We start from the raw sequence: 18,896 nt of genomic DNA, 5'->3' as shown, positions 1-18,896 counted from the left end.
AGTCCAAGCGGGTTGAACAGGCCAAACGGAAGGCAGGACGGTTGTGGGCAGATGTGGTGCGTCAGAATCTACCGTGTCTGCAGCGGTCATCCGGGACGCCGATCCATCAAGCGTTGTCGGCGCTTCGGGATTTTGGTTGGGTGTAAAAAAATGGAATACAATATCATCACTTCAAGATGAGGGATGAGAGTCCAAAAGCGCTTACGATATCAATTCCTGAAAATGGTTCGCTAACTAGTGATTGACAACACCCGTAGTGAACCGAAAAAATGTTCTCCACAAAGTCTTGACTGACTCCTGCCCGCTTTGCCTCTTGCTGCCGAGTATGTACCGTTCCGTTCGATGAAAGTTCTGCTAGCGTCAAATCGCATATGCCGATGTCATATCCTTGTTGGGCGTATTTCGCAATCGTCCCACCCATTCCGATCTCTACGTCGTCCGGATGGGCGCCAAACGCTAACATATGCATTATTCTTTTCCCCTCTTCACAATATTTCGCCATGCAAAATCGCCGCGCTCTAAACCGTGTATGAGCACCTCAGCTGTTCCCATATTCGTCGCTAACGGAATGGCATACACGTCACAAAGGCGAATGAGCGCGCTAACATCTGGCTCATGTGGTTGAGCTGTCAATGGATCGCGAAAAAAAATAACCATATCCATATCGTTATTCGCAATCATCGCACCGATTTGTTGATCGCCGCCAAGCGGGCCAGATTGGAAACGGTGAACAGAAAGCCCTGTCGCTTCTTGAATGCGCAACCCTGTCGTACCTGTCGCATATAACTCATGTTCTGCTAAAACATGTTGATAAGCCGTCACAAATTGTACCATATCTTCTTTTTTCTTGTCGTGCGCAATTAATGCAATTTTCAATGTCCTCGCCTCCTTATTCAATTAAATGCTCTAATCCATATACGAGCGTTTCTAGCTTCATGACTGTTTCGACAGCAAAGCGGACGCCCGACATAAACGATGCACGGTTAAACGAATCGTGACGAATCGTAAGCGTCTGTCCATCGCCACCAAAAATGACTTCTTGATGCGCCACAAGTCCCGGCAAGCGAACGCTATGAATGCGCATCCCGTCATATAGTGCACCGCGAGCACCTTCAATCGTTTCTTTCTCAGCTGGATGCCCTTGCATGAATGAAGAACGCACTTGTTGAATGAGCTGAGCTGTTTTTAACGCTGTCCCTGATGGGGCATCAAGCTTTTGATCGTGATGAAGTTCAATGATTTCTACGTGAGGAAAATATTTGGCCGCCATTTGTGCAAATTTCATCATTAAAATTGCACCAATAGCAAAGTTTGGCGCAATGATTGCGCCTATTTTTTTCTCTTCAGCGACTTGTGTTAACCGTGCGATATCCTCTTCTGTAAATCCCGTCGTACCAACAACAGGCCGAACACCATAGCGCAATGCGATTTCTGTATGACGTTTTCCGACTTCTGGCGTCGTTAAGTCGATCACTACATCCGCTTGCACCGTTTGCAAGCAACGTTCTAAATCGGTAAAAATCGGCGCGTCAATAGCAGGAAAGCCTTCAAGCTCCGCTAACGTTTTTCCTTCGTTCATTCGATCTACAACCGCCACAAGTTCAAAATGTTCTGTATGATGAACGAGGGACACAGCTTCCCGTCCCATTCGTCCACGTGGTCCAGCAATGACAATTCGAATCATCGTTCCTCTTCCTTTCTTGTCCAACGATCGCGATCCCGCGTTTGAAATTTATGCATGACCGCATCGTGCGCCTCTTGTAAATCGATATGTAATGAATTGGCCATACATATAAGTACAAACAATAAATCCCCTAGTTCTTCTTGAATCGTTTTTTCTTGTTCCGTTTTCTTTTTTGGTTTTTCTCCATAGTAATGGTTGACTTCACGAGCGAGCTCACCCAATTCTTCTGTTAAACGAGCGAGCATCGCCAGCGGACTAAAATACCCTTCTTTAAACTGTCCAATGTATTCGTCCACTTCTTGTTGCAGTTGTCGCATCGTTTTTTCCATGACTTTCACCTCTTACATTCATGTTAGCTAAAAGTGGGACGTTTGACAAATGTTTTTGACGGGTATGCTGACATTCCTCTATAATAAAAAACGCAGTCATATTCAAGGGGTGAAGTTATGAAACTGAAAAATGTAGCATTTATTTTACTAGGATCAGCTATTTTTGCGTTTGGACTTGTCCATTTCAATATGGAAAATAAATTAGCAGAAGGCGGGTTTACAGGGATTACCCTTCTTTTATACTTTTTGTTCGGGATCGATCCTTCGATTTCGAACTTAGTGTTAAATATTCCTCTCTTTTTTATCGGTTGGAAATTGCTCGGAAGAACGACGTTTTTTTATACGATTCTCGGAACGGTTAGTTTATCTGTCTTTCTTTGGATTTTTCAACGATACGGATTTCACATTCCGTTAAATAATGATCTCACGTTAGCTGCGTTGTTTGCAGGGGTGTTTATCGGAGTCGGTCTCGGAATTATTTTCCGCTATGGAGGAACAACAGGCGGTGTCGATATTATCGCTCGGCTCGTTTATAAATATAAAGGCATTAGTATGGGAAAAACGATGTTTCTATTTGACTCGTGCGTCATTTTTCTCTCGTTGCTTACGTATTTACCTTATCGTGAAGGGATGTATACGCTCGTTGCGGTGTTTGTCGGCGCGCGCGTCATCGACTTTTTGCAAGAAGGGGCATATGCAGCAAAAGGGGCAACGATTATTTCTGAAAAAAGCGACTTAATTTCCGAAAAAATTATGACAGAAATGGAACGAGGGGTTACGATTTTAAAAGGAATCGGCTCTTACACAAAACGCGAGCGCGATGTTTTATATTGCGTGGTAGCGAAAAACGAATTATCCCGTTTAAAATCAATTATTACGTCCGTCGATCCATATGCATTCGTTGCAATTAGCGATGTGCATGATGTGCATGGAGAAGGATTTACGTTAGATGAAAATAAACAACCGCTACATGAATAAAAGCGTCCGACGTTGGACGCTTTTATTGTTTATCTCTTACCATTTTTCGTTCTTTTTCACCGCGGTATTTCCGCCACCCTACATACGTTAACGTCATAACGATCATGCCACCGATCGACGTCATCACCCACCAAAGTGAAGGGAGTGCCGTTTCTTTTTTCCCATCCGCAAACAACGCTTGCAAATCTTCTTCCATTTGGCGTAACTGTTTCATTCGCTCCGTTGCATGCAGTTGACGAAAAGCGGGCGCTTCCAAAAGGGAAATATGTGCAGATACACGTTGTACTTGTTCACGATCACCGTTAATTTTCACGCTCGGTTCAATAAGTTGATACCGTTGTAAAAATTGATGAAACGCCTGTTGAAACGATTGTTCGTCTTCTTTCTCCATCGCTTGCTTCATCTTGTCAAACGCAGACATGACAGCGTTTTTCATCTCTTTCCAAAGCGGTTGATGTTTAGCGTGAACAGCATCCACCGCAAGCCGAAATTGCATCAATTGGTTAATTCGTTGCTCCATCGGTACACTCGATGCCGTGACCGCTTTCAACGCTTCTTCGTGTGTAGCTGTTAACACATATATGACATCCATCGAATGAATATCTTCACGGAATAAAGTGAATTGTTGTTCAAAGTATTCCAATAACTGCTTTGCTTCTTGCAAACGGTCATTTTTTGTTAGTTGAAGCGCTTCGTCAGAAATTTGATCTAGTTTGTCCCATTCATGACCGGTTGCATATCCTGTATACGGAAATAAATAAATGATGATAAACATCACGACGAGCCGAATGCGCATCTCCTTGTCCCTCCTTACGATCTTACTATTGAATATATGACCGCAAAAAGAGACATAGACCATGATTTATCGCCGATGTGAAAAAATGTACGCAACGGCAATAGAAGCGATGCTTAGCCAAAACGTAAAATAGCCAATTTGTAACGTATATTGCGCTAACATATGGTATTGTGGCATCATGCCAAACACGTAATCAATGACGTCGTTATGCAGCGTCCAAATCGCTGCGACAACAACATGAACGAACGACATCCGATAATGCGGCGCGTACAACAATGCTTGTACCGCCATCGCTCCGTGCGATATAACGAGCATCCATCCTGCCCAACCGAGCTGTCCTGTCACAACAAATACAAGCATATTCATCACAACCGCCCAAATGCCATATTTCACAAGCGTAACAACCGCTAGCGCTTCCATCAGCGGCCAATGTGTATGACGTAGCCATGCCATTAAAACAAATACGAAAAATAAGCTCGCTGTCGGACTATCTGGAACAAATGGAAGAAAGATCGTTGGCGTTTCCGACAATTGTGATCCGTACCATATATACCCGTAAATCGTACCGATGATATTGACAATGAGCAGTAATGTAAGAAACGAGCGGTGCATCAACCATTCACGTATGTATAGCATTATTTTCCCCCCACATGTACAAAAAAGCTGACTGATGTTCAGTCAGCTTTTACACATTATTCTGCTTTTAAACCGGCTACGAACTCTGCAAGTTTTTGCAATTCTTCATCTGTGCCTTTGAAAATACCGCCTGGCATGCCACCTTGACCGTTTTTCGCAATGTTAGCAATTTCTTCAGCGGATAAGCCTGTGCCAACGAGCGATGGTGCCGCCGGACCTCCTTGCAAGTTTTCACCGTGACATGTTAAACATGTATTTGCTTCTAAAATTTTATATCCTTCTGCATTTTTGTCAATGTCTACTTCCGCACGAATTTTTCCTTGCTCAGCCGCTGCTTCCCAGTCGTGCGTGACGACAGATTCCCATGTTAAGAAAATGATTGCAGCAAGCGTAAGCAACATCATTCCGACAGCAACTGGACGTTTTGATGGACGACGCTCTGGACCACGATCTAAAAACGGTGCAAGCAACAACGCACCAAATGCAAGTCCAGGAATAATAATCGCTCCAACAACTGTATATGGACCAGATGCAAATGAGTACTTCAATAGTTGGTATAAAAATAAGAAGTACCAGTCTGGAAGCGGAATATAACTTGTATCTGTCGGATCCGCAATTCGCTCAAGCGGCGACGGATGCGCAACGGTTAAACATAAAAAGCCGATTAAAAAGACGGAGCCGACCATCCATTCTTTTAATAAAAAGTTCGGCCAAAACGCCTCTGTTTTCCCCGGATATTCGGAATAGTCTTTCGGAATGTTCGGCTTGCGCATTGCAGGTACGCGCGAGTCGCCGACAAATTTCATCCCTTTTCCGCGATGCATAGCGTTCCCTCCCTTATGCTAAATTTTACAGTGGACCAGAAATTCCTTGTTTTCGAATCATTAAGAAATGTGCAGCCATTAATCCTAATAACGCTCCAGGCAAGAAGAAGACGTGAATCGCAAAGAAGCGCGTTAACGTTTGTGCCCCAACAATTTCGTGATGGCCTGCTAATAACGTTTTAATCGCTGGACCGATGACTGGTGTCGCTTCAGCAATTTGCAATCCTACTTTTGTCGCAAAGAGCGCTTTCATATCCCAAGGTAATAAGTAGCCTGTGAAACCAAGCCCCATCATGACCATAAAAATAAGTACGCCAACGATCCAGTTTAATTCACGTGGCTTTTTGTAAGCACCTTGGAAAAATACGCGCAACGTATGTAAAAACATCATCACGATAACGAGACTTGCTCCCCAGTGATGCATGCCGCGCACAATTTTTCCAAATGCTACTTCGTTTTGTAAGTAATAAACAGATTCCCAAGCGTTTTTAATATCTGGTACATAATACATCGTTAAAAACATACCAGATAAAATTTGAATGACTGTCACGAAAAATGTTAATCCACCAAAGCAGTAAACAAACGCAGAAAAGTGATGCGCAGGGTTTACGTGCTCTGGCACTTCATGGTCTGCGATATCGCGCCACAAAGGCGTAATATCTAGCCGTTCGTCAACCCAATCATAAATCTTATTAAGCATGTATTACGCCTCCCCTCGTGGTTTCGCTTTCCCTAAATACAACGTGCCATCTTTTACTTCGTATTCGTAACGGTCTAATGGAGCTGGTGGTGGCGTGTTTGGCACGTTCGTTCCGTCCTTTTCATATAAACCGTAGTGGCAAGGACAGAAGAAACGGTTCGGATTGCTTTTTTCGCCGTTCCAGTTCACCGTACAGCCAAGATGTTTGCAAATTGGCGATAGCGCAACGATATCCCCATTTTCATCTTTAAATACCCAAGCCGATCTTGGCTCTTCTGATTCGTACCACGCGTCTTTTACTTTCACTTTAAAGTCAAAGCGCTGTGGCTCTGTCGTAATGTCTTTCACTTGGGCAACTGCAACCATATCTTGCCCAGCTTCTTCTTTCAAGATTGGATCTAAGGCGAAGCGCACCATCGGCGATAAAATGCCAGCTGCCATAAATCCGCCTACACCTGTTAACGTGTAGTTTAAAAATTGCCGTCTTGACACGCGATGCTTTTTCTCGCTCATCGTTTTCCCCCCTCTATACGAAGTTAAGTCCATCCGGACGAATTGTTATAACACATATATAAAACTAGGACAACCTAATGATATATCATGTTTTCACCAAGGTCAATATAATGATAGTGTAAACGCTATCTAATTTTTTAACGTCCATTTTGCGACTAACGCATCCATCACTTGTTCAGCTTGTTGACGAACAACTTTTTGCTTATATGCTTCATCGGCATGCTCAAGTGGAAGCGCTGGCACATAAATAAACGATTCATCAGCAATGTCCGCATGCGAAGTGACAAAACATACGTGCCGAAATCCCGCTTGTTTGAGCACATTTGCCCATTCATGCACGCGCGCTTGTATTTGTTCTTGTACAAAATATGTAAATGGTGGAAATAACATCACCCTCCCTTTAAACTGTCTTTCTACTTCATTTGTAATAAACAACGTATGCTCGCTCATTTCAGCAAACGCTTTCATATTTGTGCTCCCTATCGGTATGCACGGAACGAGCGCTGTATCAACATACTCTTTTGCTTGATGATACGCATCTACATCTTTTGCTGTCCATTTCATTGAAACCACTCCTTATGTTTCCATCTTACACGAAACGCATATGTATTTTTTTGAACATTTTGTGAAAAATATATGCATCGTAAAAAGCGTTGCGAAACCACAAGGTTAACGCAACGCTTTTAATTGTTCAGTCAGCTCGCGAAATTTTTGTTCATCTTGCTGATCAAGCGCCTCGTCAATTAATCGCATAATTTTTTGCCGTTGAAAATGTTGAATCGATTGATGAACGATTGTTTCCACAAGTTGTTCATCTTGTTTATTCACCCGTTTTGGCATGTACGGATTTTCTTCAAGCACCGCCACATATTGCGGCGAATGAAAAGCGCCACGAAAGTTTAGTTGAATGAAAATATCTTCATCGCGGTTTAAACGGATGTCATGAAACGATTTTTCTGCATCCGTCGTAATGACGTTTTGCTTATAAAACCGAAACGGTACATCGTCTACACAATGCGTCGACATCATCATACCGCGCGGGCAATATTCAGCATGTTCTACAAAATGCACTTTTTCCATCAGCGCGTCATGACTAAGTAAATAGTTTAAAATCCATACACATTCGCGCCGTTTTAATTGGTAATGATTTAAAAACCAGCGCACGAACTCTTTTTTCTCCCGGACAGAAACCATTCCCTTTCCCCCTTGCATCCGAATGACATCTTCATTCAAATTGCAACATCATGTGGGCAATCTCTTCGTTTGTCGGATCAATACGCAATAGTTGTTCAAACATGTCTTTCGCCCTTTCTCTTCTCCCCTCCTCAAATAAAAAATAGCCAAAATCATATAAAAAGTTTGGGTCATCTTTAAAAAAAGTATATGCCTCTTCATAATGATTTAATGCCTGATCATACATTTCAAGCTTTTGCTTCGCTTTCGCAAGCTCCCACTCAAATTGCGGATCGTATTCCCCTTGATCGAGCGCTTGTTGAATAATACGAACGACATCTTCGTACCTTTCTTCATGAAACAACAAGCTTGTCTGTATGAACAACGCTTCTAAATAGCCCGGATCGATATGAAGCGCTTGTTCGATATACTCGATCGCTTCTTCTCGCTTCCCAAGCTTCAATGCCATTTTTCCAGCATATACGAGCAATTCTTTATTCCATTCATCAATCGTTAACCCTTCTTTTGCTATTTCGTAACTTTGTTGTATATTTCCTTCTTGTTCATACGATTTTGCTAAAAATAAATAAAGCGGCACGTATTCGCGATCAAGCGCCTTTAACTCACTTAGTTTGGCAATTGCTGTTTTATATGCTTCCGCTTGATATGCCGTAAATCCGTATTGAAATAACGTGTGAGCATCGAAACGTTCATTTAATGCTTGTTCATAATAAACCATCGCTTGTTCAAATTCACCTAGCAAGCTATATGCTTCCGCGATGCGTTGGGCGATCACTGTACCTGCCATCGTTTTCGCTTGCTTCATGACTTGCTCATAATACGACAAGCTTTTTCGATATTGTCCGCTCGTAAAATATAGCTCGGCTAACGCAAATTGAACAAGTGGTTCGTTTGGCATTTTTTCGTATGCTTTTAACAGTTTTTGTTCACTTACTTCATCTAGTCCTTGCATTTGATAAAGATCCGCCATTAGCAAACATGCACGCACGTAATACGGATCGTCTTCTCCTATATCAATCAACAACTCAAGCGCTTCTTCCTCTTTATCCATTTCTGTATATATTTCTGCTAAAAAAAGTTGCAATTCACGTTCATCTGGATAGCGCGCAAGCAACATGTGAACGAGCGTTTCTGCTTCTTCTAACAACCCCCATGAAAACAAGTGATCCGCTAACATATATCGCTCTTCATCGCTTCCGTTTTGTTTCACTTGCTCTGCAAGCGCTAACGCGCGTTCAACATCACCTTGTTCAACGAGTTGCACGATTTCATCTAGTTTTCCCATCAATCTCACCCTCATCATTCATATCGTCACGCTTTATCATACCATCGAACAAATAAGCATGCAAAAAAGAAGCTGATCCATGATCGAATCAGCTTTGTAACATGCGGAGATGGTCAAAAAACGTCGGATATGACACCGCAATCGCTTCCGGACGTTGAAGAGTAACATGTCCTTTTGTGATGCACGATGCAATCGCTAACATCATGCCGATGCGATGGTCGCCATAACTATCGACGAGGACATCGTTCGCATGCAGCGGCGTTTTCCCATGAATAATCATTCCGTCTTCTGTCGCTTCAATGTGTGCGCCAAGCTTTCGCAGTTCAGACACGACCGTCGCAATTCGATCTGTCTCTTTCACTTTCAACTCGCTCGCATCTGTAATGACTGTCGTTCCTTCTGCTTGCGTCGCTAAAAGAGCAATGATTGGAATTTCATCAATTAATCGCGGAATGATGTCCCCACCAATATGCGTTGCCTTTAACGTCGATGTGCGAACAGTGATGTCAGCTACCGGTTCACTTTCTTCGTGGCGAACATTTTCAATGGAAATATGTGCTCCCATGTCTTTTAACACTTCAATAATACCTGTGCGCGTCGGGTTTATTCCGACATGCTTTAGCGTAATTTCGCTGTTTGGAACGATCGCACCCGCGACTAAAAAGAAAGCAGCTGAAGAAATATCCCCCGGCACTTCTATATCGATCGCGCGAAGCGTTTGCCGTCCTGTAATAGAAACGCTCAATCCGTCCACACACACATCTGCACCAAATGCCCGCAACATTCGCTCGGTATGATCGCGCGACTGGTGTGGTTCGATGACTGTCGTCGTTCCGTCCGCATGCAACCCTGCAAGCAAAATGGCCGATTTCACTTGCGCGCTTGCAACGGGGGAATGATATGTGATTGGCTGGAGTTGTCCGCCGCGAATCGCTAACGGTGTATATCGTCCTTCTTCCCTCCCATCGATGTGTGCGCCCATTTGTTTTAACGGTTTTGTGACACGATCCATCGGCCGTTTCGCAATCGAATCATCCCCAATTAAGCAAGCATGAAACGGACAAGCGGCTAAAATACCTAACAATAAACGGGTCGTTGTACCTGAGTTGCCGACGTTTAATATATGTGTAGGTTCTTTTAACCCGGCAATTCCTTTTCCTTCAATGATCACTTCATTTCCTTGTTGCGTGATGGCTACACCCATTTTCCGAAAACAATCGATGGTGCTTAAACAATCTTCCCCTGTTAAAAAGTTTGTCACCCGTGTCGTTCCATTCGCCAATGCTCCAAACATAACGGCACGGTGGGAAATGGACTTATCACCTGGAACAGCGATTTCTCCTCGCAATGCATGGACATTTGTTTTTAAGTTCACAATTTCACCCTCTTTTACACAACGTACGTTTCGTAGTTCGTATTCGCTTCAATGCAATGTTTCGCGCGTTGCCGATCATCGTCTGTTTGAAAACTTAAACGAAGCACACCGTAAATATCTTCCCTCGTTTCAATGATGCGAATGTTTGTAATGCTAATACGCTCTTTTGACAAATAACCGGTAATTTCAGAAATAACCCCCGGATAGTCTGGCACATCAACATATAAATCGTAAAAGGAAGGAATAGCCCCTTTCGTTCGGACAGGCAGCCCATCACGAAACTGTTTCGCTTCATGAAAATATTGATAAATCCGTTCGCTATCCCCATCCGCAACGTACGTACGAATTTTTTTCATTTCTTCTATCCAACGATCAAACAAATGCAGCAATTCCTCTTTATTATGTATGAAAATATCGCGCCACATTTCTGGGTTGCTAGAAGCAATGCGCGTAATATCACGAAAACCACCTGCCGCTAATCGACTCACAAGCTCATCTTCCCGTTCGTACTGTTGCGCTTGGTGAACGAGGCTTGCCGCAATGATATGTGGAAAGTGGCTAATGACGCCAGCAATGCGGTCATGTTCTTTCGGTGTTAATGTAACAAAGTGTGCTTTCGTTCCTTCAAGCCATCGCTTTAATCGCGTGATTTGTTCTTCTTTTACATGTTCTGTCGGTGTTAAAATGTAGAAGGCATTTTCGAACAAGTGGGCCCGCGCAGCCGCAACTCCGCTTTTATGCGAGCCGGCCATCGGATGTCCGCCGATAAACGTGACTCCTTGTTCTAATAACGGCAATGCTTGTTTAACAATGCGCTCTTTCGTACTCCCAACATCTGTTACAATGACGTGTGGTCGTAAAGGAAGATCGGCCAATTCACGAAGCAATTGTTGCGTTTGGGCAACAGGTGCAGCAAGCACGATGACATCCGCCTCACAAGCAGCATGAGCAAACGACGGTACCGCTTCATCAATTACGCCAAGTGAGCGAGCCAAACGCAACGACTCGCCTGATACGTCATACCCAATCATTGCCGCGTCCGGATGCGCCCGCTTGATCGCAAGCGCAATCGAACCGCCAATTAAGCCGAGACCGGCAATTAAAACGTTTCCTCGCAAAGTTTTTCCCTTCTTTCTTTCAACATGTTTGTCAACGCGCGGATGATCGTTTCGTTTTGTTCTGCCGATCCGACTGTGATGCGCACAGCTGTCGGAAAACCAAGAGCGCATCCTGAACGTACAATGATGCCACGTTGAAGCAAATACGTAAACACTTCATCACCGCTAAAGCCAAAATCAATTAAGATGAAATTGCCCTCGGACTTGTAGTAACGCAAACCGTATTGATCGCAAAAAGAATAAAATTGGTTTAACCCTTGTTTATTTTTTTGGACACATTGCTGAATAAATGTTTGATCATTTAACGCGGCTAATGCAGCGACTTGCGCAAGACGAGATGTATTAAATGGCTCGCGTGCTGGTTCCATCGCTTGTAACATGTGCTCATGTCCAATGCCATATCCGATACGGAGTGCAGCTAATCCGTATGCTTTTGAAAACGTGCGTAAAACCATTATATTTTCATATTGTTGAAGCAAAGAAACGGTATTTGGATAGTCATTCGCTTGCACGTATTCATAATACGCCTCATCGACGACGACGAGCACATGTTTAGGTACTTTCTCTAAAAATGCACGCAAAGAAGCGTCATTGACATACGTACCTGTCGGATTGTTTGGGCTACAAATCCAAACAACGCGCGTATCGTCATCGATCGCTTCAAGCATCCCTTCTAAATGATGATGTCCGTCTCGAAGCGGAATTTCACGCACTTCTGCACCTTCGATGATCGCGTTATGACGATATTGTGGGAACGTTGGTGTGGCCATCACCGTGTTCGTTCCTTTTTGTAAAAAAGCGCGACAAATGATTTGAACAACTTCATCTGACCCGTTTCCAAAAATAAGTTGCTTTTCATTGACGCCAACATGCTTAGCGAGCGCCTCGCGCAACGCTCGGCTATATCCGTCAGGGTACAACGCCAAATGAGCAAGCTCGGCAGTGATCGCTTGCTGAACGAGCGATGAGCAACCGTACGGATTTTCATTTGATGCTAGCTTAATGACCGTCTCTAATTGATATTCGCGTTTTACTTCTTCAATCGGTTTGCCCGGTTGATACGGTTTTAGTTGTTTTAGTTGTTGTTTCACTTTCATTTTTTCTCACCCTCATTTTCAATGGTTCAATGAGCGAAGCGACGTATTGCGAAAAAACGCGAAGCGCCTCTTGACGCGTATGCACATCGTTCAATTCGTCTTGAAGTTGTTCAATTTTTTGTACAATGGCGCTGCCGATGACGATTCCATCACATACATGCTGAAGTCGCTCCACTTGTTCTGCTGTCGAAATGCCAAATCCGACGACAACGGGAACACGGCTATATGATTTCACTTGTTGCAAAAATTCGTGCAATTTTGTCGGCAACGAGTCCCGAACACCTGTGACGCCTAATGATGAAACACAATATAAAAACGATTGTGCTTTCGATGCAATCATCGCAATGCGTTCATCAGACGTTGGAGCGACAAGTGAAATGTAAGGAATGTCGTACGTTTCGCCTAACGTTCTCATATGCTCGCTTTCTTCAAACGGCAAATCTGGAATAAGCACCCCGCTCGCACCGTTTTGTTGCGCTAAAGCAAAAAAGCGTTCTTCTCCTAATTGTAACACAGGATTATAATACGTAAAGACAATAATCGGAATTTTTACACCTTTTTTTCGCATTTGGCCGATGAGAGTAAGCGCTTTTGTTAATGTCATGCCATTTTTCAACGCCCGACTCGCTGCTCGTTGAATAATCGGTCCGTCTGCAAGCGGATCAGAATAAGGAACGCCAAGCTCTAACATCGTTGCCCCTGTCTGCTCAAGAGCGATCGCTAAATCAATCGTCGCTTCTTCACACGGATCGCCTGCCACGATAAATGGAATAAAATGTTTCATTTCTGTCCATCCCCTTCCAAATAGTTCATCACTGTCTGCACATCTTTATCTCCTCTTCCTGATAAACAAACGAGAATGATTTCATTTGATGAGCGAAGGGGAGCGATTTGAAACGCTTTGGCGAGCGCGTGTGCTGACTCGATAGCTGGGATGATCCCTTCCATTTCTGCTGTCATTTGAAGGGCAGCGATCGCTTCTTCATCTGTGACACTTTCATAGCGAACGCGTCCAATGTGTGCTAAATACGCATGCTCCGGTCCGACACCGGGATAATCTAAACCGGCTGAAATCGAATACGGTTCTGTAATTTGACCGTGTTCATCCTGCAATACGTATGTGAGCGAACCGTGAATGACACCTTTTGTTCCTTTTGTGATTGTGGCGGCGTGTTCCGTTGTATGCACACCTTTTCCAGCCGCTTCAACACCGATACATTCCACGTCATCGTCTAAAAATGGATGAAACATGCCGATCGCGTTACTTCCTCCACCAACACAAGCGATAATTGTATGAGGAAGTTTTCCTTCTGCTTTTAACATTTGTTCGCGCGCTTCTTCCCCGATAATGCGTTGAAATTCCCGTACCATCATCGGATACGGATGAGGTCCAACGACAGAGCCAATCATGTAAAAATGATCATCACAATGCTCCACCCAATAACGAATCGCTTCATTTGTCGCATCTTTTAACGTACGATTGCCACTTGTCACCGGAATGACTTGCGCACCAAGCAATTTCATGCGAAAGACATTTAATGCTTGCCGTTTCACATCTTCTTCGCCCATAAATACTTTGCATTCCATGCCAAAACGAGCGGCAACGGTCGCCGCAGCTACTCCATGTTGCCCTGCCCCTGTTTCAGCAATAATTTTTCTTTTTCCCATTCGTCTCGCTAACAACGCCTGCCCAATGGCATTGTTAATTTTATGAGCACCTGTATGGTTTAAGTCTTCACGTTTAAGGTACATTTTCGCTCCGCCTAATCGTTCTGTCAAGTTTTTTGCAAACGTTAAAGCGGTCGGGCGTCCCGAATATTCATACAAATGGCGCATATATTCAGCGTGAAACGAAGGATCAGCTAACGCTTCATGCAATTGTTGTTCGATGTCAGCTAACGGACGCATTAATGTTTCAGGCACAAATTTTCCACCAAACATGCCAAAACGGCCGCGTTCATTTGGTAATGTCAACATGTTTTCACCTTCTGTTCGATTGTTTTTATTTTTTGCTCACTTTTCCGCTCATTTTCTTCAATTCCGCTACTAATATCTATACCGAACGGCTCATACGCCAACAATTGTTCAACGTTATCCGGCGTAATTCCCCCTGCGATGAAACAAGGTACATCTTGACGATTCGCTTCTTCCATGTAATAAGGAACAACGCTCCAATCAAACGAGATACCTGTCCCACCCCACGCTCCTTTTCGACCGCTATCAATAACAAAACCGTCGGCTATTCCTTTCCAAACGCGCATATGTGTCCACGCCTTTGGGGCATGATGGATCACTTTCCAAACTGGAAGTTGGAACGTTTCTTTTAATTGCTTTACCGTTTGAGTCGTCTCCATCCCATGACATTGAATGATCGATAAAGGAACGTGCTCAAGAACAGAAGCGACAGACGTCATTGTTGGATGAACGAAGACTCCAACAATTTGTTTCGTTTCCAGTTGAACGACAGATAGCCATCGCTGCACATCTTGCGGTTTGACCTTTCGCTTACTTTCAGCAAATACGAATCCGATATAGTCTGCTTCGCTTTTAGCGACAAGTTGCACATCTTGCAATGAGCGATTGCCACAATATTTTAAAACCGTCATACACAACGCTCTCCAAACAATTCATAAACAGCCGCATGAACATCTGGCTTGCGCATGAGCGCTTCGCCGACGAGCATCGCATGTGCACCTGCTTGTTGTACGGTTTGCACGTCATCGAATGTGTGAATGCCGCTTTCACTCACAATGATACAATTTGGCAATAGCGGAACGATTTGTTTTGTTACATGAAGCGATGTGTGAAACGTCATTAAATCACGGTTATTAATGCCGATCACTTTCGGTGTGAACCGCTTTAAAATGGCCTCTACCGTTTTCGGTGCATGCACTTCCACTAAACAGTGCAGCCCCATTTCATGCGCTTCTTCATATAATTCGTGTAAAAAACTTGGATCGAGCGCTTCGCCGATGAGCAAAATCGCATCTGCCCCAATACGGACACTTTCAACAAGCTGTTTGCGATCAATAATAAAGTCTTTACGTAAAATCGGTATTTGAATATGTTTTTTCACCTGCGTGACGTATGAGCGGTGACCAGCAAAATATCGTTCATCGGTTAATACGGATACAGCATCCGCACCTGCTTGTTCATATGCACAAGCAATATCAACAACATCCAGATGTTGTCGAATGACACCTTTCGACGGCGATGCTTTTTTCACTTCCGCAATTAATCCTAAAAAACGGTGTGGCTTTGCTAATGCATCATAAAACGAGCGACGAGAAAGCCGTTCGCACGGTTCAGGTAATTGTAACGCTGCCACTTCTTCTCTTTTCGTTTGCAAAATCGTTTCAAGCATACAGTTCACCTCTTAATCTTTGTAAATACGCATACGCATTGCCGTTCTCAATCGCACGTTTTGCCATATTTACTCCATCTGAAATATTCGACACAACACCAGCAACATATAGAGCAACACCCGCATTTAGTAAAACAACATGAGTTGCACTTTCATTCGCGCAGTTTGCAAACACGCATTCAATGAGTTGGGCACTTTCATCTACACTATGAACACATATGTCGGACAACCGCCCGCGCGGCAAGCCTACATGTTCGGGAGCGATGATGCGTTCAATGATATGTCCGTGTTTTAGTTCAATGAGTTTTGTTTCCGCAGCAATGCTACATTCGTCTAAACCATCACGACTTGTAACGAATACGGCATGTTCAGTTCCGATTCGCCGCAACGCTTCCGCCATTTTTCGCGCATCTTTTTCATCATGTACACCAATCACTTGTCGTTTCGGTTGAGCCGGATTCACAAGCGGCCCAAGCAAATTAAACACCGTTCGCATTTTTAAACTTTGGCGAACAGGGGCAACGTGCTTCATCGCTTCATGATAAAATGGAGCAAATAAAAAGACGAGTCGATGTGTACGCAACGCTGTTTTTGCTTCTTCTTCCGTTTTCGGCATCGGAATGTGAAAATGTTCAATGACATTTGCGCTTCCACTCTTCGATGAAACCGCCCGATTCCCATGCTTTGCAACTGCGACATCGAGCGAAGCAACAAGCAAAGCGACGGCTGTCGAAATGTTAAACGTCCCTTTTCCGTCTCCACCTGTTCCACACGTATCGATCACCGATTCCCCAAGGGAAACCGTCCGCATTCGGTCACGCATCGCCTGAATAAAGCCGACAAGCTCATCGACCGTTTCACCGCGAAACCGTAATAAAGCTAAAAAAGCTGCCACTTGCTTTTCGTCCACTTCCCCGCTCATCATCGCATGCATCGCTTCATACGCCTCATGCTCCGTTAACGTTTCGCGTCTCGCACATTTATGCAGCAACTGTTCAAACACGTTGTTCTCCCCCTTTAAATACGTGCTCTGCAAGCTGAATCGCATGAATTAAAGCGCTCGCTTTATTTCTCGTTTCTTTCCATTCTAGCTCGGGCAATGAATCAGCAACGACTCCCGCTCCTGCTTGCACATATGCTACTTTATTTTTTAACACCGCCGTTCGAATGGCGATGCACGAGTCAATATTGCCGTCGAAGCCGATATACGCAATCGCCCCTGCATATACGTTGCGTGCCGTCGGTTCTAACTCTTGAATAATTTGCATCGCGCGAATTTTCGGTGCCCCGCTTACCGTTCCAGCAGGAAAAGCAGCGATCAGCGCATCAAGCGGATGAACGTCATCGCGAAGAGTTCCAGTTACTTTTGAAATTAAATGCATGACGTGAGAAAACTTCCCTACTTGCATAAATTGAGGTGTACGAACTGTCCCGTACATAGCGACGCGACCAATATCATTGCGGGCAAGATCGACAAGCATATAATGTTCCGCCCTCTCTTTTGGGTCATGAAGCAACTCATTCATAAGCGCAGCATCTTCTCGTTCATCTTTTCCGCGACGACGCGTCCCTGCGATCGGATCGATCTCAAGCTCCCGATTTCGTACTTGGATGAGCTTTTCCGGAGAGCTGCCGACAATTTGTTCTTCACCGAGTTGTAAATAAAATAAATACGGCGATGGATTTAATAGACGTAATAATCGATATAGCTCAAGTCCATCAATAGATGTTTCGATCGCAAATCGTTGCGACAAAACCGTTTGAAACACATCTCCGCTTGCAATGTATGATTGAATGTTTTCCACCGCTTTATAAAACGTTTGTCGATCCATATTCGAATGAACACGATCAAACGAAACCGAAATATTTCGATCGAACATCATATGTGCTTGTTCATTACAGCCTTGAACCATTTTGCGCGCAAGCTCATCGATTGTTCGACATGCGGCTTCATACTTTTCTACTCGCTTTGCCTCGTCATCTGTTTCTTGTACACGCACATAATGGATAAGCAACAACTCTTTTTTTACATGATCAAACGCAAAAAGTGATTCACAAACGACGAAATGAACAATTTTCATCTTTAAATCGTTATACGCATGATAAGGAACTTTCTCAATAGAAGAAATAAAATCGTAGCTAATATAACCAACAGCTCCCCCACGAAACGGGACGTCTAATGATAACAGTTGAACGTGAAGATGTTGCTGCATAATAGCAAACGCTTCTTGAATCGTCCCGGTGCACGCTAACACTTGTTGTTCTTTCACAAAAAATTGCTTGCCATCATCGCTTTCAATGGACATGAACGGTCGAATGCCGATAAATGAATAGCGAGACCATGGCGACATGTCGTCTCCGCTTTCAAGCAAAAAAGCTGCTTCATCACGTAAAGCCATAAATAGTTGGATCGGTTGAAGCGTGTCAGCAAAAAAACGACGCACAATCGGAATCGTCCGAAACTGGGAAGCTGTCTGCAAAAATGTAGATATATTCATGATCGTTCTCCTTTCTTGGAGAATGAACATGAGGGGGAAACAAAGAGGAAACAAAAAAGCCTAAAGACGGGCAGTCTCTAGGCATACGTACCTTAACGATCCTCTGCTCCGCTCTCACTCATTCTCTACTCAACTCTTACTCTACTCAGCTAACTTATGAACCATCATATTACATATCTAACTTTTTTGTCAACTGTAAATCCGGCCGGAGTCAGTCAAGACTTTGTGGAGAACATTTTTTCGGTTCACTACGGGTGTTGTCAATCACTAGTTAGCGAACCATTTTCAGGAATTGATATCGTAAGCGCTTTTGGACTCTCATCCCTCATCTTGAAGTGATGATATTGTATTCCATTTTTTTACACCCAACCAAAATCCCGAAGCGCCGACAACGCTTGATGGATCGGCGTCCCGGATGACCGCTGCAGACACGGTAGATTCTGACGCACCACATCTGCCCACAACCGTCCTGCCTTCCGTTTGGCCTGTTCAACCCGCTTGGACT

21 protein-coding genes and 3 pseudogenes are annotated in these 18,896 nt (G+C 43.9%); 2 read left to right on the top strand and 22 right to left on the bottom strand.

The features are described from left to right. Positions 1–146, top strand: a pseudogene (locus LH47_RS15365) (UPF0236 family protein); the annotation flags it as partial. 152 nt (positions 147–298) lie between these two features. On the opposite strand, the pseudogene LH47_RS15360 reads toward LH47_RS15365, so the two are convergent. From LH47_RS15360 to LH47_RS10985, 4 genes and pseudogenes are all read right to left on the bottom strand, one after another. Beyond that, a pseudogene (locus tag LH47_RS15360) lies at positions 299–469 on the bottom strand (PIG-L family deacetylase); the annotation flags it as partial. Further along, a complete protein-coding gene (gene mgsA / locus LH47_RS10995; protein ID WP_043967466.1) occupies positions 469–876 on the bottom strand; it encodes a methylglyoxal synthase in 408 nt (135 codons plus the stop codon). The gene mgsA and the pseudogene LH47_RS15360, both read right to left, overlap by 1 nt. A 13-nt stretch (positions 877–889) precedes the next feature. Further along, positions 890–1,684: a 4-hydroxy-tetrahydrodipicolinate reductase gene (gene dapB / locus LH47_RS10990; RefSeq protein ID WP_043967464.1), complete on the bottom strand. Its 795-nt coding sequence runs from the start codon at positions 1,682–1,684 to the stop codon at positions 890–892. After that, the gene (locus LH47_RS10985) at positions 1,681–2,013 is read right to left on the bottom strand and encodes a nucleotide pyrophosphohydrolase (RefSeq protein WP_026011653.1); all 333 of its coding nucleotides are present in this window, start codon (positions 2,011–2,013) and stop codon (positions 1,681–1,683) included. Before LH47_RS10985 ends, dapB begins: the two co-directional genes overlap by 4 nt. A 117-nt stretch (positions 2,014–2,130) precedes the next feature. Here LH47_RS10985 and LH47_RS10980 point away from each other — a divergent pair, with 117 nt between their 5' ends. Beyond that, positions 2,131–2,991 (top strand): YitT family protein, encoded by an 861-nt coding sequence (locus LH47_RS10980; RefSeq protein WP_043967462.1) that lies wholly within the window; start codon positions 2,131–2,133, stop codon positions 2,989–2,991. Between the two features lie 22 nt (positions 2,992–3,013). On the opposite strand, the gene ypjB is transcribed toward LH47_RS10980, so the two are convergent. The 18 genes and pseudogenes from ypjB to LH47_RS15355 form a co-directional block, all read right to left on the bottom strand. After that, positions 3,014–3,787 (bottom strand): sporulation protein YpjB, encoded by a 774-nt coding sequence (gene ypjB, locus LH47_RS10975; RefSeq protein ID WP_043967460.1) that lies wholly within the window; start codon positions 3,785–3,787, stop codon positions 3,014–3,016. A 66-nt stretch (positions 3,788–3,853) separates the two neighbouring features. Next, positions 3,854–4,423, bottom strand: a complete 570-nt coding sequence (gene lhaT / locus LH47_RS10970) for a lipoprotein heptaprenylglyceryl N-acetyltransferase LhaT (RefSeq protein ID WP_043967458.1) — start codon at positions 4,421–4,423, stop codon at positions 3,854–3,856. Between the two features lie 56 nt (positions 4,424–4,479). After that, positions 4,480–5,247: a menaquinol-cytochrome c reductase cytochrome b/c subunit gene (locus tag LH47_RS10965; protein ID WP_043967456.1), complete on the bottom strand. Its 768-nt coding sequence runs from the start codon at positions 5,245–5,247 to the stop codon at positions 4,480–4,482. A 25-nt stretch (positions 5,248–5,272) separates the two neighbouring features. Continuing rightward, positions 5,273–5,947 (bottom strand): menaquinol-cytochrome c reductase cytochrome b subunit, encoded by a 675-nt coding sequence (gene qcrB / locus LH47_RS10960; RefSeq protein ID WP_043967454.1) that lies wholly within the window; start codon positions 5,945–5,947, stop codon positions 5,273–5,275. Between the two features lie 3 nt (positions 5,948–5,950). Beyond that, the gene (locus tag LH47_RS10955; protein WP_003394568.1) at positions 5,951–6,460 is read right to left on the bottom strand and encodes a ubiquinol-cytochrome c reductase iron-sulfur subunit; all 510 of its coding nucleotides are present in this window, start codon (positions 6,458–6,460) and stop codon (positions 5,951–5,953) included. Between the two features lie 129 nt (positions 6,461–6,589). Further along, positions 6,590–7,024 (bottom strand): YpiF family protein, encoded by a 435-nt coding sequence (locus LH47_RS10950; protein ID WP_043967452.1) that lies wholly within the window; start codon positions 7,022–7,024, stop codon positions 6,590–6,592. A 105-nt stretch (positions 7,025–7,129) separates the two neighbouring features. Next, the gene (locus LH47_RS10945; protein ID WP_043967450.1) at positions 7,130–7,654 is read right to left on the bottom strand and encodes a ReoY family proteolytic degradation factor; all 525 of its coding nucleotides are present in this window, start codon (positions 7,652–7,654) and stop codon (positions 7,130–7,132) included. Between the two features lie 31 nt (positions 7,655–7,685). After that, on the bottom strand, positions 7,686–8,939 hold the full coding sequence (locus tag LH47_RS10940) for a tetratricopeptide repeat protein (protein WP_043967448.1): 1,254 nt from the start codon (positions 8,937–8,939) through the stop codon (positions 7,686–7,688). An 88-nt stretch (positions 8,940–9,027) separates the two neighbouring features. After that, positions 9,028–10,314, bottom strand: a complete 1,287-nt coding sequence (aroA, locus tag LH47_RS10935; RefSeq protein WP_043967445.1) for a 3-phosphoshikimate 1-carboxyvinyltransferase — start codon at positions 10,312–10,314, stop codon at positions 9,028–9,030. Positions 10,315–10,328: 14 nt separating this feature from the next. Continuing rightward, positions 10,329–11,432, bottom strand: a complete 1,104-nt coding sequence (locus LH47_RS10930; protein WP_043967443.1) for a prephenate dehydrogenase — start codon at positions 11,430–11,432, stop codon at positions 10,329–10,331. Next, positions 11,414–12,529, bottom strand: coding sequence for a histidinol-phosphate transaminase (gene hisC / locus LH47_RS10925; protein ID WP_043967442.1), 1,116 nt, complete (start codon positions 12,527–12,529; stop codon positions 11,414–11,416). The genes LH47_RS10930 and hisC overlap by 19 nt, the downstream gene beginning before the upstream one ends. Then, positions 12,471–13,313 (bottom strand): tryptophan synthase subunit alpha, encoded by an 843-nt coding sequence (gene trpA / locus LH47_RS10920; RefSeq protein ID WP_043967440.1) that lies wholly within the window; start codon positions 13,311–13,313, stop codon positions 12,471–12,473. The genes hisC and trpA overlap by 59 nt, the downstream gene beginning before the upstream one ends. Beyond that, the gene (trpB, locus tag LH47_RS10915) at positions 13,310–14,506 is read right to left on the bottom strand and encodes a tryptophan synthase subunit beta (protein WP_043967438.1); all 1,197 of its coding nucleotides are present in this window, start codon (positions 14,504–14,506) and stop codon (positions 13,310–13,312) included. Before trpB ends, trpA begins: the two co-directional genes overlap by 4 nt. Further along, positions 14,500–15,135: a phosphoribosylanthranilate isomerase gene (locus tag LH47_RS10910; protein ID WP_043967437.1), complete on the bottom strand. Its 636-nt coding sequence runs from the start codon at positions 15,133–15,135 to the stop codon at positions 14,500–14,502. Before LH47_RS10910 ends, trpB begins: the two co-directional genes overlap by 7 nt. Next, complete coding sequence (trpC, locus tag LH47_RS10905) at positions 15,132–15,893, bottom strand: indole-3-glycerol phosphate synthase TrpC (RefSeq protein WP_043967434.1); 762 nt, start codon at positions 15,891–15,893, stop codon at positions 15,132–15,134. Before trpC ends, LH47_RS10910 begins: the two co-directional genes overlap by 4 nt. Next, positions 15,886–16,896, bottom strand: coding sequence for an anthranilate phosphoribosyltransferase (trpD, locus tag LH47_RS10900; protein ID WP_043967432.1), 1,011 nt, complete (start codon positions 16,894–16,896; stop codon positions 15,886–15,888). Before trpD ends, trpC begins: the two co-directional genes overlap by 8 nt. After that, complete coding sequence (trpE, locus tag LH47_RS10895) at positions 16,889–18,391, bottom strand: anthranilate synthase component I (RefSeq protein ID WP_043967430.1); 1,503 nt, start codon at positions 18,389–18,391, stop codon at positions 16,889–16,891. Before trpE ends, trpD begins: the two co-directional genes overlap by 8 nt. A 359-nt stretch (positions 18,392–18,750) precedes the next feature. After that, positions 18,751–18,896 (bottom strand): annotated as a pseudogene (locus LH47_RS15355) (UPF0236 family protein); the annotation flags it as partial.

The organism is Anoxybacillus thermarum (genome assembly GCF_000836725.1).
GTDB classification, from domain to species: domain Bacteria; phylum Bacillota; class Bacilli; order Bacillales; family Anoxybacillaceae; genus Anoxybacillus; species Anoxybacillus thermarum.
This window is presented reverse-complemented; position numbering and strand designations above follow the sequence as displayed.

What these genes read in the sequence shown, in the direction of transcription:
- trpA (WP_043967440.1), bottom strand. Translation starts at nt 13,313, where the DNA reads ATGAAACATTTTATTCCATTTATCGTGGCAGGCGATCCGTGTGAAGAA.
- LH47_RS10955 (WP_003394568.1), bottom strand. Translation starts at nt 6,460, where the DNA reads ATGAGCGAGAAAAAGCATCGCGTGTCAAGACGGCAATTTTTAAACTAC.
- trpB (WP_043967438.1), bottom strand. Translation starts at nt 14,506, where the DNA reads ATGTTGACATTACCAAATGAACGCGGCCGTTTTGGCATGTTTGGTGGA.
- LH47_RS10965 (WP_043967456.1), bottom strand. Translation starts at nt 5,247, where the DNA reads ATGCATCGCGGAAAAGGGATGAAATTTGTCGGCGACTCGCGCGTACCT.
- qcrB (WP_043967454.1), bottom strand. Translation starts at nt 5,947, where the DNA reads ATGCTTAATAAGATTTATGATTGGGTTGACGAACGGCTAGATATTACG.
- LH47_RS10980 (WP_043967462.1), top strand. Translation starts at nt 2,131, where the DNA reads ATGAAACTGAAAAATGTAGCATTTATTTTACTAGGATCAGCTATTTTT.
- lhaT (WP_043967458.1), bottom strand. Translation starts at nt 4,423, where the DNA reads ATGCTATACATACGTGAATGGTTGATGCACCGCTCGTTTCTTACATTA.
- hisC (WP_043967442.1), bottom strand. Translation starts at nt 12,529, where the DNA reads ATGAAAGTGAAACAACAACTAAAACAACTAAAACCGTATCAACCGGGC.
- trpE (WP_043967430.1), bottom strand. Translation starts at nt 18,391, where the DNA reads ATGAATATATCTACATTTTTGCAGACAGCTTCCCAGTTTCGGACGATT.
- LH47_RS10985 (WP_026011653.1), bottom strand. Translation starts at nt 2,013, where the DNA reads ATGGAAAAAACGATGCGACAACTGCAACAAGAAGTGGACGAATACATT.
- trpC (WP_043967434.1), bottom strand. Translation starts at nt 15,893, where the DNA reads ATGCTTGAAACGATTTTGCAAACGAAAAGAGAAGAAGTGGCAGCGTTA.
- ypjB (WP_043967460.1), bottom strand. Translation starts at nt 3,787, where the DNA reads ATGCGCATTCGGCTCGTCGTGATGTTTATCATCATTTATTTATTTCCG.
- LH47_RS10945 (WP_043967450.1), bottom strand. Translation starts at nt 7,654, where the DNA reads ATGGTTTCTGTCCGGGAGAAAAAAGAGTTCGTGCGCTGGTTTTTAAAT.
- LH47_RS10910 (WP_043967437.1), bottom strand. Translation starts at nt 15,135, where the DNA reads ATGACGGTTTTAAAATATTGTGGCAATCGCTCATTGCAAGATGTGCAA.
- dapB (WP_043967464.1), bottom strand. Translation starts at nt 1,684, where the DNA reads ATGATTCGAATTGTCATTGCTGGACCACGTGGACGAATGGGACGGGAA.
- LH47_RS10950 (WP_043967452.1), bottom strand. Translation starts at nt 7,024, where the DNA reads ATGAAATGGACAGCAAAAGATGTAGATGCGTATCATCAAGCAAAAGAG.
- LH47_RS10940 (WP_043967448.1), bottom strand. Translation starts at nt 8,939, where the DNA reads ATGGGAAAACTAGATGAAATCGTGCAACTCGTTGAACAAGGTGATGTT.